The 15100-nt window shown below is 38.5% G+C and carries 11 protein-coding genes; 9 read left to right on the forward strand and 2 right to left on the reverse strand.

Annotated elements, in window-relative coordinates; genetic code table 11:
• Positions 1 to 452 precede the first annotated feature (452 nt).
• Complete coding sequence (locus Q1B07_RS23755; protein WP_299094572.1) at positions 453 to 1475, reverse strand: DUF3231 family protein; 1023 nt, start codon at positions 1473 to 1475, stop codon at positions 453 to 455.
• Between the two features lie 259 nt (positions 1476 to 1734).
• Here Q1B07_RS23755 and Q1B07_RS23760 point away from each other — a divergent pair, with 259 nt between their 5' ends.
• Positions 1735 to 2175, forward strand: coding sequence for a cell wall hydrolase (locus Q1B07_RS23760; protein ID WP_299094570.1), 441 nt, complete (start codon positions 1735 to 1737; stop codon positions 2173 to 2175).
• A gap of 300 nt (positions 2176 to 2475) precedes the next feature.
• Positions 2476 to 3582, forward strand: a complete 1107-nt coding sequence (locus Q1B07_RS23765; protein ID WP_299094568.1) for an endospore germination permease — start codon at positions 2476 to 2478, stop codon at positions 3580 to 3582.
• Positions 3583 to 4029: 447 nt separating this feature from the next.
• Here Q1B07_RS23765 and Q1B07_RS23770 read toward each other — a convergent pair whose 3' ends face one another.
• Positions 4030 to 4905, reverse strand: coding sequence for a sugar phosphate isomerase/epimerase (locus Q1B07_RS23770; RefSeq protein WP_299094566.1), 876 nt, complete (start codon positions 4903 to 4905; stop codon positions 4030 to 4032).
• Positions 4906 to 5059: 154 nt separating this feature from the next.
• On the opposite strand from Q1B07_RS23770, the gene Q1B07_RS23775 reads away from it, so the two are divergent.
• From Q1B07_RS23775 to Q1B07_RS23805, 7 genes are all read left to right on the forward strand, one after another.
• Positions 5060 to 6604: a response regulator gene (locus Q1B07_RS23775; RefSeq protein ID WP_299094564.1), complete on the forward strand. Its 1545-nt coding sequence runs from the start codon at positions 5060 to 5062 to the stop codon at positions 6602 to 6604.
• A complete protein-coding gene (locus Q1B07_RS23780) occupies positions 6604 to 8400 on the forward strand; it encodes a sensor histidine kinase (protein ID WP_299094561.1) in 1797 nt (598 codons plus the stop codon). Before Q1B07_RS23775 ends, Q1B07_RS23780 begins: the two co-directional genes overlap by 1 nt.
• Before the next feature lie 262 nt (positions 8401 to 8662).
• Positions 8663 to 9571: a sugar ABC transporter permease gene (locus tag Q1B07_RS23785; protein ID WP_299094574.1), complete on the forward strand. Its 909-nt coding sequence runs from the start codon at positions 8663 to 8665 to the stop codon at positions 9569 to 9571.
• Positions 9565 to 10425 carry a carbohydrate ABC transporter permease gene (locus Q1B07_RS23790; protein ID WP_299094559.1) on the forward strand — a complete coding sequence of 287 codons (861 nt, stop codon included), beginning with the start codon at positions 9565 to 9567 and terminating at the stop codon, positions 10423 to 10425. The genes Q1B07_RS23785 and Q1B07_RS23790 overlap by 7 nt, the downstream gene beginning before the upstream one ends.
• Before the next feature lie 35 nt (positions 10426 to 10460).
• Positions 10461 to 11954 (forward strand): extracellular solute-binding protein, encoded by a 1494-nt coding sequence (locus tag Q1B07_RS23795; RefSeq protein ID WP_299094558.1) that lies wholly within the window; start codon positions 10461 to 10463, stop codon positions 11952 to 11954.
• Positions 11955 to 12031: 77 nt separating this feature from the next.
• Positions 12032 to 13606, forward strand: coding sequence for an FAD-dependent oxidoreductase (locus Q1B07_RS23800; RefSeq protein ID WP_299094556.1), 1575 nt, complete (start codon positions 12032 to 12034; stop codon positions 13604 to 13606).
• Positions 13607 to 13639: 33 nt separating this feature from the next.
• On the forward strand, positions 13640 to 14920 hold the full coding sequence (locus tag Q1B07_RS23805) for an FAD-dependent oxidoreductase (protein ID WP_299094554.1): 1281 nt from the start codon (positions 13640 to 13642) through the stop codon (positions 14918 to 14920).
• The last annotated feature ends 180 nt before the right edge of the window (positions 14921 to 15100 follow it).

Raw genomic sequence — 15100 nt, forward strand, 5'->3', positions numbered from 1 at the left:
AACTACCATAATTGATATAACCTAAATTCAATACAACCAACGAGTAACACTCATTTTCTTTGTGCGAAAGTTGAGTTTATTAAAATAAGGGTGTAAAAAGAATTTGGTGGTCTCCATAGAACACCCCACTCTTCGGCAATCATTTAATAGATATGAGGTTGCTTATAGTTGGTAAACTAAGGATTTTTAATAAGAAAATCCTAAATAAAAATGTATTTTACGGTATTCCACGTTTAAGCTGCCAAATGAGGCAGCTTTCTTTTTTGGCGGGTTCTGTAAATAATTTTTATTCGCCTATATCCTAAAACCTCATATACATTAAAATGAACTTTGCTATTGGCCGCCATATGAAAAAATCCCTTCATGATTAGCTGTTTGCCTTCCTATATAATACGATCGTTCAGCTTTATTCCAAATTAGCAGGGGAGGAAGATCAATCTATAAAAAAGTAGTCATTTTTTTGAACTTTGTGCCAGGGCTATTCTGTTAATCGCTTCCGGTTGTTTTTCTAACCATTCATGTTTAACCATAATTTTGTAACAAAATGTACCTGCCTCCATTGCATGAGTAAAGACTTTATAGTAGTTTAAAATAATATCCGATCTTAAACTGGAGCCTAATGCAGCACCATAGTATGAAAGAGCCGCATTTACTAAAAACGCCGCGTGAAACATCATTAATTTATCTGAAAATGGACTTACAACAGAATCTGTAATTTCAGCATCCCACTTCTCAGGAATCGGTAAATGATCTTGTTGCAGGATAGCGTCGAAGCTTTCGGCATCTTTGCCTGCTAATTTAATGTTTTTTAACATAAAATCTCGAACATCTTCATGTTTTGTCACTTGACTAAAAGCCAAACTTAATGATTTAACAAACCCGGTTTTCTTTGAATTAAAGAACAGAGTGCTAATTTCAGAACTATTAAGCGGTCTTTTGTCTCCAATTAAGTTAGAGATGATTCCAGTAGAATCGATATACTCTACTTCACAAGGTGAAGGGATGTGAGGGACACTAGAAAACTTTGGTTGACTTTTAGCCAATTCCACGATTTTTTGGAATAATTCTTTAGTTGTTGCCGTACAGTCAAAAAAATAATCTTGAATGTCTTGTCGTTCAGAATTTGTTATCGCTAAGCTATAAGCAGTTAATCCATGTATCGTCATAATATAGGAGTAAAAAAGTAAAAATTCGTCAGAAAACAGACGAGGAGCAGCAAGGTTCACATCATTTTCTGTAAATCCGATTGGAACATGGAAATTAGCACTTTTTAAGAATTCTGTGATTCTCGAGATATGGCTTTCAGCTAACTGTAATGAAAATTTTACTATTTGTTCTATGTCTTTGTCCTCAACGATATTAAGGAAATACCTGTACATGCATATTGCCATACTATCACCCATATACTGAAGCCAAAGAGCGGAAACTTCCGCAGTTGTTAAGGTGTTTCCTTTTGTTTTCCCAAAAATCCCCAAACTAAATACCCTCCAATGTTTTCGTTCGTTATTTTAACAATATTTTGTGATATTTGTTATGAAGTATACAGATAAATTGGAGAAACATTCTGCTATGTAACCAATCTGCAATCGCTGCTGGTTTATATGTAATGGCTAAGGAAGAATATTGAATAGAGGTGTAAAACAGAAGTTTTTATCTTACTAAAAGGAATGCTTATTTAATAAACAATGACATCAATGTGGGCTTTTGTTCATACTATATTTTTGGGGTGAAAAAATGGCGAGAGTAAATTACCGGGATTCGGACGTTGCCTTAATGGCAAGGATGATGAGAGCAGAAGCCGAAGGTGAAGGAAAACTGGGAATGTTATATGTTGGAAATGTTATTGTTAATCGTGCTGTAGCAAATTGTTTAGACTTTAAAGACTTAAGAACGATTCGACAAGTCATTTTTCAAGTACAAGGAGGAAATTTTTCGTTTGAAGCTGTTCAAAAAGGAAATGTATTTTATCAAAGAGCAAGAGAAGCTGAAAAAAGATTGGCAAGACAGAATTTGGAGTTTTGGAGACAACATCCAGGAAAATTTGCTCTTTGGTATTTTAATCCATATGCTCCATGCCCTCCAACATGGTACGATCAACCATTTGCCGGTCAATTTAAAAATCATTGTTATTATGAACCAAAAGCTGGAACTTGTGCTAGTGTTTATTCAGGATAAGCTTACTCTTAGAGTAAGCTTTTTGCGTATTTTCAGAATATTTAATCCACATACACTGCTATGAAAATAAATTTCTCAATCCTTTTTGAATGGGAACAGGACAGTAATGAAAAATAGTAAAAAAGAAGTGATCATCTTTAATTACCCCTTTCAATTTCCTTACAAAACCAGACTGGAGTTAGTAGCATTAGTATATATACGTATAACGCGTTCTCCTCTGGAAAAAATAATATAAGTCATAGAATTCCAGTTCTCTTCACGTTTTTAAAAAACAGAGGTTTTTCCTTTAGGGAGACAGTTATGAAACAACAAAAAATAAGTGGTCTTCAGCTCTTTTATGTCATAGTGGGATTCGAACTAGGATCCGCGATTATTCTGGGAATAGGGTCAGGAGCAAAGCAGAATGCATGGTTAGCGATTATGATTAGTATGGTTTTTGGTCTGATTCTAATGTGGGTTTTTACACAATTATCACTTTATTATCCCAATGATACATTCATATCAATGCTACCAAAAATTATTGGAAAATACCTTTCTTATCCAATTATTTTGATTTATATTTTTTACTTTATTTTTTTAGCAGCAACGGTTTGTCGTGATTTCGGAGATTTAATTTCTTCTACAATGTTAGTTGAAACTCCAACAGTAGTTGTAATCGTAAGCTTTATGTGGTTAATAATCTATTGTTTGCGTGGTGGTGTTGAAGCATTTGTAAGAATGGGAGAAATGGTATTCCCAATATACTTTATATCATTGATAGTTCTTTGGATGTTATTATTAAGTGTGGAGGATTTTAATCTAAATAACCTTACCCCTATAATAGGCAATGGTTTTAAACCAATTTTGAAAGAGGTTTACCCTGGTATTATAAACTTTCCTTTTGGAGAAGCGATTATCATTATGATGTTTACTCCATATGTAAATAACAAGCAAATAATTAGAAAGGCAGGCATGGCTGTCATTTTAGTTGGTGGGTTAATCCTTACATTGAATTCAATTTTGATTTTGTCTGTATTAGGTCCGGAAATTTATGCTGATAATTTTTTTCCTTTTCTTACAGCTACTCAAATGGTTTCTATTGCCGACTTCCTTGAACGATTTGATGCATTGGTTATTTTAATGATGGTATCTGGGGTATTTTTTAAAGTTGGGGGTTGTACATTTGCGGCTGCTGTGGCAATCTCCCAATTAGGTAAGTTACATCATACTAAATCGGTACTACTAGGATTAGGGACCATTATTCCTCCATTATCATTAATATTTGTAACAAATTTTCTTGAATATTTGAATTTTGCATATGGTTATCTTATCCCCTATTTTTTTGTGCCGTTACAAATCATTGTGCCAATAATACTGCTTTGTATTGCAATTATCCGTAAAAAATTAAACCTTGGTAATTCTGCCTGAAGTCATTTAGTATTAAATGCTTTAGTGGTATTAATTGGCAATAAAGTCTTAGTAAACATATGCAATTTTAATCTATTAGAAAAAAATAAAGGTATTGGCAGAGCTATTCTGTTTATCGGAAGAAAAAACGAGCACATTATTTTTAATAGAAAAGTGAAAGATTTATTGAGTAATCTTAAACAGAATGGTCTTTTTAAACTTATACGGTAACTGATCAAGCGGTAAAAGTTTAGCTAGAAAATGAACGGGAAGAAATTTTTAAGAGGGTACAATCCATGGATCAAAAGTTTGCTGAACTTCTTCTGCAACTTGTCAGTATTAAGGCATGCTTATTGGCTAGACAAGACAGCCAGTATGATTTTTATAAAACAGAAGTATACCTACTAGTTTTATCGGAGAATCCCGCAACAAAGACTCGTCAATGCGGACAAGTCTTTGTTAACTTCTTTATATGTCTGATTCCGTTTTCTTCCTTGAGCAAGCTCTAGATACAAGTTGGTGCACATAATCCATTGACAAAACAGAGCCTTCTGACGGTTCCTCAGCACCTTCAAATTCCACAACAAACCAGCCGGAATAATGGTTGCGAATTAATCCATCAATAATCGTTGCTAACTCTACTTCACCGTCTCCAGGAATTTTACCAAGGAATAATTTTCCGGATAACGCTTGATACGTATTGCTGTCTTGCCTAACTTCTGAATGCATAAAATCCTTAACATGCACATGTTGGATATATTCCTTTAACTCTAGTAAAGCCTCACTTGGATTCTGGTCAACAAGCAGGAAATTGCCTGTGTCAAACGTGCTTTTTAGCATTGGTGAACCTATTTTATTGATGATATCTATGACTTGATCACTTCTTCCAGCAAATAAACCATGGTTTTCAATGCATAGATAAACGCCTTTTTCCTCGGCGTATTTGCAGCATTCAGAAAGTCCTTTCAAAACAAATTTGATCCCTTTCTCATAGGTAATGGACCCATCAGAAGGGAGATCTCCAGCGAAAACCCTTACAATATTAGTTCCAAAATGAGTCGCCATATCAATGGCATCCGTAACCTCTTTGATTTGCTCCTTGAATGTCTTCGGATCTGCTGTCACAAAATTATTGCAAGCCGCATAACTGGATACAGTTAATTGATTTCGATTAAGAGCTTCTTCGACTAAAGGCAATTCCTTCTTTTGATCCTGCCAAAAAATACTTAATAGTTCAACACCTTCCGCTTTTGTCGTTCCGGCAAAATCAATAAAATCGGTGATCGTCCATTTTCCTTCAAACCAATATAGGTGAACACTCCACATGCTTAGGGAAATTTTCATTTAAAACACTCCTTATATTTAATAGGGATGCTAATAACTAGATTACTATGATGAGAAGCTCATTTCTATACATATAGAAATAAATGTTAAAAAGGTAAAAAACGAAATAGCTAGAATAATCAATATAAATCAAATAGAAGGTGAGTGAAGGCTAGTGCAATCGCAAATGTTGAGTGTCCTTATTGTAGATGATGAAGTCCCGATTCGAGAAGAATTACGATTAGTTAATTGGGCGTCACATGGTGCTGTATTAGTAGGGGAGGCAGAAAATGGTGAGGAAGCACTAGATTTTTGTACAGAATTTGTTCCGGATGTTGTCATTACAGACATTACGATGCCAAAGATGGACGGCATTCAGCTCGCACATATGCTTAAAAGTCAATTTCCTGAGGTGCAAATCATTATGTTGACTGCTTATAGCGATTTTCGATATGCCAAAGAAGCGATAAAACTTGGTGCGCTCGATTATTTGGTGAAAGTGCTGTGGAGAGAGGAAGAATTAGCATCTGTTCTTAATAAAGCACGAGAGGTCATCATACGTGAACAATTACATAAGAAGAATTCAAGGGATCAGCTCCGCTTCCAGCAATCAGACATATTTAATCAATATCTGCATGCAGGCTCTTTGACAACAAATCAATTTATCTCGGAGATGGAATCTGCAGGGATTCTTCTATCGTTTCCTTTTCGTATGGCGAAACTAGTTGTAAGAGTCGCATTAGAGGATGTCCTATTCTTAGATCGTGCTTTACAAAAATTGCTCAGCGAATTAGAGCAAATGCAAAAACAGCGATTTATTTGGCTCCTATCTAAACCAGGAGAGTATTATCTTTTCTTAAAAGATCCTTCCAACGACCTTTCCATACTGACGAAGCAATTGGAAGACATTCGCTTCTTTTTGCAAAACGAAATTCTTCAACAAGTATCATACATAAACTCTGAAGTTGATTTGTTTGTCCTTATAAGCCACTCTGTTTTGGAAGAAAAAGAACTTTTAAGTAGATTAAAAGAAATGAATCATTGTTCTCATTACGGATTTTATGAGATCCAGCAGAAAGTAGCGCTTATTGATCAATTTGCTTTTCACTCACTGACCAACGAAAAGGCTAGAGAAATAGAAAAGGAATTGAAAGCGCTTTTATACAATCGTAAAAAGCTGACAGATTTCCTCCAGCGTGATTTTTATGATTGGTGCACGAAAAACCGATTTCGTCCAGATGAGATAAAAGGAATTGTAGCTAAGTGGAGAATGGACTGGATGAAAGAGGTAAAAGAGATAGCTGAGGTGGAGGTGAGTCAAGAATTGGCAGAAGCGACAAGCTTATCAAAAATGATTCACGTTTTAACGAGGGAACTAAATACAAACGATAACATTGAGTACAAGCATCGCTTTGAAATTAGAAAAGCGATTGACATCATCGAAAAGAATCTTGGAGACCAGCTGACGCTTTCCGCTGTTTCTGAAGAGGTGGGGCTTAGTCCGAATTATTTAAGCCGACTTTTTCGGGAGGAAACAGGAAAATCATTTAATGAGTTTATGACGGATTTACGTATGGAGAAGGCCATTCATTTACTCAAACATTCAAATTTAAAGGTGTACGAAGTGGCGGAAGAAATAGGAATTCCAAGTTATCGCTATTTTTCCGTGTTATTTCGAAAATGGACCGGATTAACGCCTAAAGACTTTAGGAAACGGTGATGCAGATGAAATTCACGAATCGGCTGAGTATTGCGACAAAGCATTTTATCTTTTTGTTCATCTCAACATTAATGATATTTGTGACATTGATTTGGAATAACCAACAGGATTCTGTAAAACTATTTCGAAACCAAGTGATCTATGATTCTCAAAAATTGCTGGAAAACACAAACCTGTTTTTAAATTCGTACTTAGAAAACATCCAAAGCATTTTGTTGGATTTATCGATGAAGGATGCATTGCTGCTAACGAAAAATGAAGATGCAATCAATACCGAATTACGAACAACAGCGGATATTAATTCATCATTAATCAATGCCATTTATATGATCAGCACAGATGGTAAGGTGTATTCCAGCCATAAGGTTTATTATGAAATTTTAGGAAATCCGCAAATTTCTTATTTATATCAGCTTTCGCAAAAAAACTATGGAGGAATCAATTGGAGCGAGCCGTATCATTCGCCGCTTTCAGCAGGCAATACAGTCGCTTTTGTCAGCCCAATAAAGAACAAAAATACCTTTATCGGCACGGTTGTCATTGAAATTGACCTTGAACAATTGTCTCGCAAGCTTACTCCTATGCTTTTAAATAAAAATCAATCCTTTATTATTCTTACATCGTCTGGAAATATCGTTTCAACAGATATTAAAAAAGAATCAAACATCCCTCAGGATTTATCCGATTATCCAAGAAAGCCTAGTAAATCCTTTATCCAAAGCATAAAGAACCAAAAGAATGGCGTTCATGACTTAGCCGAAAAAAACCTTTTACTTGTTTCGGTTAAATCGGATGAAAACCGCTTAGGCTGGAGTCTTATTTCCCTCATCGACGAAAACGTATTTTATGAAAATGTTCATATCCTTAATGAAAATTTTAAAAAGGCAGGTGTTTTATTAGTTGTTATTCTTTTTATCAGTACATTTATGTTAAGCCGATACTTGACGAAACCAATTCGAAAATTAGCGAAAAAGATGGATACCGTCACAAGCTTGCAAAATATGTCCAGCATCGAAATGAACAGGTCTGATGAAATAGGGAGTTTGGCCAGAAGCTATAATGCGATGATTGATCGCATTCAGTTTCTTTTTAAAGAAAATGCAAGGATGGTAGAGCTGAAAAAAGAGTACGAATTTAAAATGCTTCAGTCCCAGATTAAACCGCATTTTCTGTACAATACATTAGCTTGTATTGGAAGTTTAGCCAGGCAGAATAAAATAGAGGAAGTGCGGGCGACCATCCGTTCTCTTGTCGGCCTTTTATCCTTTAGCTTTGATAAACGCTCAGAAATGGTTTCGTTAGCAGAGGAAATAGAAAGTGTTGAAATGTATTTTGACATTCAAAGAATGAGATATGGCAATAAATTCACCTTATGTGTTGCCGTAGACGAAGAAGCATTCGTTTGTATGATTCCTAAGTTAACGTTACAGCCATTTGTGGAAAATGCGATATTTCATGGAATTTCAACAAAGGAAGGGAATGGAGAAATATCGATTAAAGGAATGATCTCACAAGGAATGTTAAAGCTGTATATCCGCGATAATGGGGTTGGCATGGAACAAGAAAAAGTCAATCAGCTTCTTAATGAATCGGTTAAAAGAAAGGTGACAGGGGGCTTTAACAGTATTGGGATGGTGAATGTTCATGAGAGAATTCGCATTTCATATGGCAGCCGATATGGAATTCGGGTAAAAAGCTTGAAAAACGTAGGAACGATTGTCAAAATCTCCATCCCCAGCGGAAGTGATGGAACAGTAAAGGATCCAACTTTAGACTTAACGAAAATGATTCACTAAACCATTCATGATTGTAACATATCGTACATTTTTACCGATTTTGTGTATATAAAAAGAATTTCCTGACTTTTATACTACTAGTAAGACAACTGGAAGGGGATGATTCGTTCACCAAATAAATGTAAGGGTTTACATCAAAAAGGGGCAACAATGACTAGAATTGCCTTAAATGGCGAATTAGGAAAAAGACTGAAAGGCGGGTGGTGACGTGGACCTAAATACTGTAACCGAAAAGACAGTTTATCCAAAAAAAGAAACAAAGATGCGACTTATTTTTCAGCTCGTTTGGAGACATAATGCCTTTTATCTTATGCTTCTGCCAGGTCTCATCTATTTCATCATCTACAAGTACATCCCTATGTACGGGGTCGTGATTGCGTTCAAGGATTTTAACATCATGGATGGGATCATGGGAAGCGCTTGGGCTGATCCTTGGTACAAGCATTTTAAAGAATTTTATGATTCGCCATATTTCTCACAGTTATTAACCAATACCTTTTTAATCAGCCTATATAAGCTCATTTTTGGAATGGTTCCGCCAATCCTTCTGGCCCTGTTATTACATGAGTGCCGCTTTCTTTGGTATAAACGGATCATTCAAACCTTAAGCTATATGCCGCATTTTTTATCTTGGGTCATCATTTACGGGATTTTAATCGCCTTTTTGTCCGAGAGCTCCGGATTATTGAATCAATGGTTAAAGGGTTTGGGAATCGAACCCATCAACTTTTTAACATCACTAGACTGGTTCCGGACCATCCTAGTCGGCTCAGACATTTGGCAAAATCTTGGATGGGGTGCGATCATCTACTTGGCCGGGATGTCTGGCATCAATCCTGAGTATTATGAAGCTGCCAGAGTAGACGGAGCAAGCAGGCTTCGCATGATTTGGCATATTACCCTACCTGGGATCCGCAATTTAATTATTTTGCTGTTCATCCTGCATTTAGGAAAGTTTATGGAAGCGGGATTTGAACAAATCTATATTCTTTATAACATTCAGGTCTATCCGGTCGCTGATATTTTAGACACATGGGTTTTCCGTGTCGGTCTGCAGCAAATGAATTTCAGCTTAGGGGCAGCAGTCGGATTATTCAAATCAATCATTGGTCTCGTCCTGGTCCTTAGTGCGAACCGATTAGCGAAGAGATGGGGGGGAGGAATTTGGTAAGAGGGCTTGAGGATCGCATCTTTAATGCGGTGATTTATCTTATCTTAGGGATTGTCGGCCTTGTCTGTGTGTTCCCTTTATTATATGTATTGGCTGTTTCAGTCACTCCGTATGGAGAAGTATTAAAAAACGGTGGTTATATCATTATCCCGAAAAGCTTCACTTTAGAGGCATATCATCAGCTCTTTTCAGGAAATGAGATTGTGAAAGCATTCGGCATCACAGTCTTTATCACAGTAGTTGGAACGCTGGTCAATATGTTTTTAACAACATTTATGGCTTATCCTCTAAGTCGAAAAAACTTGCCAGGCCGAAACTTCTTCTTATTTTTGGTCGTATTTACCCTTCTATTTAGCGGTGGAATTATTCCGACCTACCTCGTTGTCCGTGATACAGGTCTGGTAGACACAGTGTGGGCGATGATCATCCCAAATGCTGTTGGTGCTTTCAATTTACTGATTATGAAAAGCTTCTTTGAAAATATTCCGAATGAACTCTTTGATTCTGCACGGATTGACGGGGCGAAGGAGTTCAGAATCCTCTTTCAAATTGTCATGCCCTTGTCATTGCCAGTCTTACTGACGGTTGGGTTATTTTATGCAGTTGGGCATTGGAATGAATTTTTCCAAGCAGTCATGTATATCACCGATACGGAATTATATCCGCTGCAGGTGGTTATCCGAAACATTTTAATGCAATCAACAAATCCTGAGCAAATGCTCGAGGAATATGTTCCAACAACAACGTTGCAAATGGCTGCCGTGATTGTAGCAAGTTTGCCAATTATTGTTGTGTATCCTTTTATCCAAAAACATTTTACAAAGGGGGTCATGATTGGCTCAATAAAAGGTTAGGTGTTTTTTATGAATATAAAAGGGGAGGAACAAATGTGAAAAAATCATTATTGGTTAGTTTGATCATGATGCTTTTCGTAAGTATGTTTGTCATGGGCTGCAGCTCAAATAAAACCTCAAGTGAGAAAGAACAGGATTCAGTCAATTCGAATAAACCGATGGAGATTGAAATTGCGATGTCCGGGACAGGATTTCCAGATCCGGACCCAATTGCCGAAGCGCTTAATAAAGCATTAGGAATTAAGATCAAAATAACGGCACTAGCAAGTGAAGAAGACTATTTTAATCAATTAAATGTCCGGTTAGCAGCTGGTAATTACCCTGATATCATCCTCACACAGGATCGTCAGCGCATGGCGGAATACGGGCGGAAAGGCATGCTTCTTGACTTAACACCTTATATGGAAAAACTTCAGCCTTCTGTTACCTTTGCAGGAGAGGATAATTTCAAAAAAGGAAATCTTGATGGCAAGCAATACGGTATTCCGAGGATACCAGATGTTCCATTTTCCACATGGTGGGTACGGAAGGATTGGCTTGATAACTTAGGATTAAAGGTTCCAACGACAATCGAAGAAATCACAGAAGTAGCCAAAGCCTTTACCTTTAATGATCCTGACCAAAACGGAAAAAATGATACGTACGGAATAACCGGCGGTGGACTTGCAGGCTTTACAGGTGTATTTAGTGCGTTCGGTGTGGGGACTCCTGGGAATTTCTACATCAAGGATGGTGAGGTTGTCAATTCCCTTTACGACCCGGCCATGAAGGATGCGCTTGCCTTTATTAAAGGGATGATTGATGAAGGTGTTGTCGATCCCGAATTAATCGCCAACACAGGCAGACAGCACTTAGATAAAATTTACAAAGGCCAATATGGTTTAATCTATCATTCTTGGACAGATATTGCGAAAAAGGAAAATCAAGAGGAAATAAAATTAGTAAACCCGAAGGCAGAATGGATTCAAATCAAAGCACCAACGGGTCCTGGCGGAAATTTGGATGGCGTTTATGATGTTGCCACGGTTTCAAGAATGTGGTCATTACCAAAATCTCTTGAAAAAGAACCAGAAAAACTTGAAAAGATTTTAGAACTATTTAACTATGTATCGGAAAGAGAAGGGAATCTTCTTGTGATGTATGGTGAAGAAGGCAAAAACTATAAGATGAATGGCGATAAAGTGGAAATCACTGATCCTAAAGGAGTTGAGCATTCCCACTACTTCCAATTGACAGGACGCCCGAACGCTGAATATCTAGCATCGAAATTCGGCTATGCCCAGCAGCAGATTGATTTCGCGATCGAACAGCCGCGGATTGAAATCTATGATAGCTTAATAACATTGCCTGAAGGCTTTGTCGCTTCAGATGCGGAACGCTATATTAATGAAGAAATCGTGAAATTCATTTACGGAAACCGACCATTAGAGGAATACGATCAATTTATCAGCACGTTGGAAGGTACCTATAATTATAAGGCTTATTTAGATTCAGCTACCGATCAAATTTCAGAGTTTGTTGGACAGTAAATCGTGATCAAAGGGAGGAAAATGACATGAATTAGTTTTCCTTCCTTAATATATAGAGCAGAAGGTGATAGAGTACCATGAATCAGGAAATGAAGGCCGACATCGTGATCATTGGCGGAAGTTCTGGCGGCTGTGCAGCTGCATTAGCCGCCGCAAAAATGGGAAAAACGGTCATTATGACAGAGGAAACCGATTGGATTGGCGGGCAATTGACAAGCCAGGGAGTTCCTCCTGATGAGCATCCATGGATTGAACAATTCGGATGTACACAGAGTTACCGCCAATTTCGAAACCGTGTCAGAGAGTATTATCGGCGAAATTTTCCGCTGACAACGGAGGCAAGCGCAAGCCTCTTTCTCAATCCGGGCAACGGAAACGTAAGCAGGATTTGCCATGAACCAAGAGCTGCACTTGCGGTGATACATGAGATGTTAGCTCCCTATGTTCATAGCGGTCAGGTGAAAATTTTTACAAATTATCTTCCCGAAAAAGCAGAAGTAAACGGAGATACCGTGTTATCTGTGCAAGTAAAGAATTCAGTTACAGGAACAAGAATGACATTGACTGGCACCTATTTCCTTGATGGCACAGAATGCGGAGATCTCTTGCCGTTAGCAAATGTAGAATATGTGACAGGCTCCGAGTCTCAAAAAGAGACAGGTGAGCCCCATGCATTAGCAGGTGAAGCGGATCCACTGGATATGCAGGCGATTACTCATTGCTTTGCGATGGACTATGTGGAAGGGGAAGATCATACGATTCCAAAACCCGAGAATTATGAGTTTTGGAGAAACTATCAAGCCAGCTTTTGGCCAAATAAGCATTTTAGCTGGACGGTTCCGCATCATATTACACTGGAACCAAGGCATTTCACCCTCTTTCCGGAAACAAATCTTCCATCATGGTGGTTATATCGAAGGATCATAGATAAAGAGAATTTTGCACCTGGAACCTTTGTCAGTGATACGACCCTTGTCAACTGGCCGCAAAATGATTATTGGCTAGGCCCAGTCTTTGAGGTGTGTGAAGAAGAAAGACAGAAGCATTTGCAGGGAGCAAAGCAATTAAGTCTTTCCCTGCTTTATTGGATGCAAACCGAAGCACCAAGGCCTAATGGAAAACAAGGCTACCCGGGACTTCGCTTGCGCAAGGATCTATTCGGAACAGAGGATGGCCTGGCAAAATACCCGTATATTCGGGAATCTCGGAGGATTAAAGCAGAATTCACGGTGTTAGAGCAGCATGTTTGTCCGGATGCAAGGGGAGAAGACAGTTCAGAAATCTTCTTCGACTCAGTTGGAATTGGCAGCTATCGAATTGACCTGCATCCAAGTACAGGGAATCGAAACTATATTGATATATCAAGCTATCCGTTTCAAATTCCTTTAGGAAGTCTCATTCCAATCAGAGTGAAAAATCTGCTGCCTGCCTGTAAAAACCTTGGTGTCACCCATATCACCAATGGCTGTTATCGCTTGCATCCGGTTGAATGGAATATTGGAGAGTCCGCAGGGTATTTAGCCGCTTATTGTATAGATGGAAACATGGAGCCGAGGGCAGTTCGAAATAACCGTGAAACCCTGGAAGATTTTCAAAAGCTGATTGCTCAACATGGTATTGAAATCCAATGGCCGAGGCTTCGGTCACTGTAAGTAAAAATGAACATAGGAAAGGGGAAAATGATCTTGTCAAATCTTGAATATGATGTCATTGTTGCCGGTGGAGGACCAAGTGGAATTGCCGCAGCTGTTGCAGCTGCCAGAAATGGAGCAAAAACTCTGTTAATTGAACGGTATGGCTTCCTTGGGGGAGCTGGAACTGCGATGATGGTGAATCCATGGATGACCTATTCAGCTGGTCCAAAACAAATTATTTATGGCGTGCTGCAGGAATTAATTGACGGCATGTCAGAGCTTGGCATGTATGGACATCCGAAACAAAAAACAGCCTTTGATCCTGAGGCCTTAAAATACGTTGCAGAGCATCTTTGTCTCGATGCCGGGGTTGAACTGTTGTACCATACCTTCTTAGGCAATGCGCAAATGGATGACTCAAAGCGAAATATCCAATCGATCCGTGTTGCCAATAAAGCAGGTTTAATGGACTTAAAAGCAAAAATCTATGTGGACACAACAGGTGATGCCGATTTATCCGCATTAGCAGGTGCTACTGTCGAAAAGGGCCGTGAAGTGGACAGCTTAAGCCAGCCGATGACCTTGAATTTCCGCATGGCCAATGTCGATATTGATCGCATGCCAAGCCGCGAGGGAATGACCGAATTATATATTGAAGCCAAAAAGCGCGGGGAATTAAAATGCCCACGTGAAAATGTTTTATGGTTCTATGCCAATCAAGAAGGGGTTATTCACTTTAATCAAACCCGTGTTATTCTAAAGGATGCAACAAATCCATGGGAACTAACCGCGGCAGAAATTGAAGCACGGGAACAAGTGCAGGAATTTGTCTCCTTCCTGAAAAAGCATGTCGACGGTTTTGAAAATGCATACCTGCAAACAACTGCTCCACAAATCGGAGTCAGAGAATCACGAAGAGTGATTGGCGATTACAAGTTAACCGCAGAGGAACTGCTAAACGCCTGCAAGTTTGATGATGTTGTGGCACTTGGTTCCTATCCGGTTGATATTCATAACCCTGCGGGGGAAGGAACTTTGCTGCAACACTTAAAACCAGGGGAATGGTACGATATCCCATATCGATCACTCATTCCAAAGAATATCGACAATCTCATCGTTGGAGGAAGACCTATCTCTGCCACACATGAAGCCCATTCTGCCCTTCGCGTTCAGCCAATTGCCATCGCAATCGGTCAAGCAGCGGGAACTGCAGCTGCTCTATGTGCAAAAGAAGGAAAGCTGCCGCGTAAGTCAGATGTGAAACAAATTCAGAATTCCTTGCTGGAACAAGGGGCTTATTTAGGGCCACAGTTTGAGAAGAAGACGGTTTAGGTGCGAGATGATTCCTTGTTGATGCGGAATGAGAATGAGAGAACTTGATGTAATTTCGGGGGAAATCGGGTTTTATCGGCGGATATCAGATATATCAGCGGTATCTTTTTAGCCCCCTTAATTATTTGGACACGAAAGTAGTGTAGAAAGTAAACTATTTTTGATCATTCATTTAATGTA

It is taken from the genome of uncultured Metabacillus sp. (assembly GCF_947503125.1).
Taxonomy (GTDB): Bacteria; Bacillota; Bacilli; order Bacillales; family Bacillaceae; genus Metabacillus.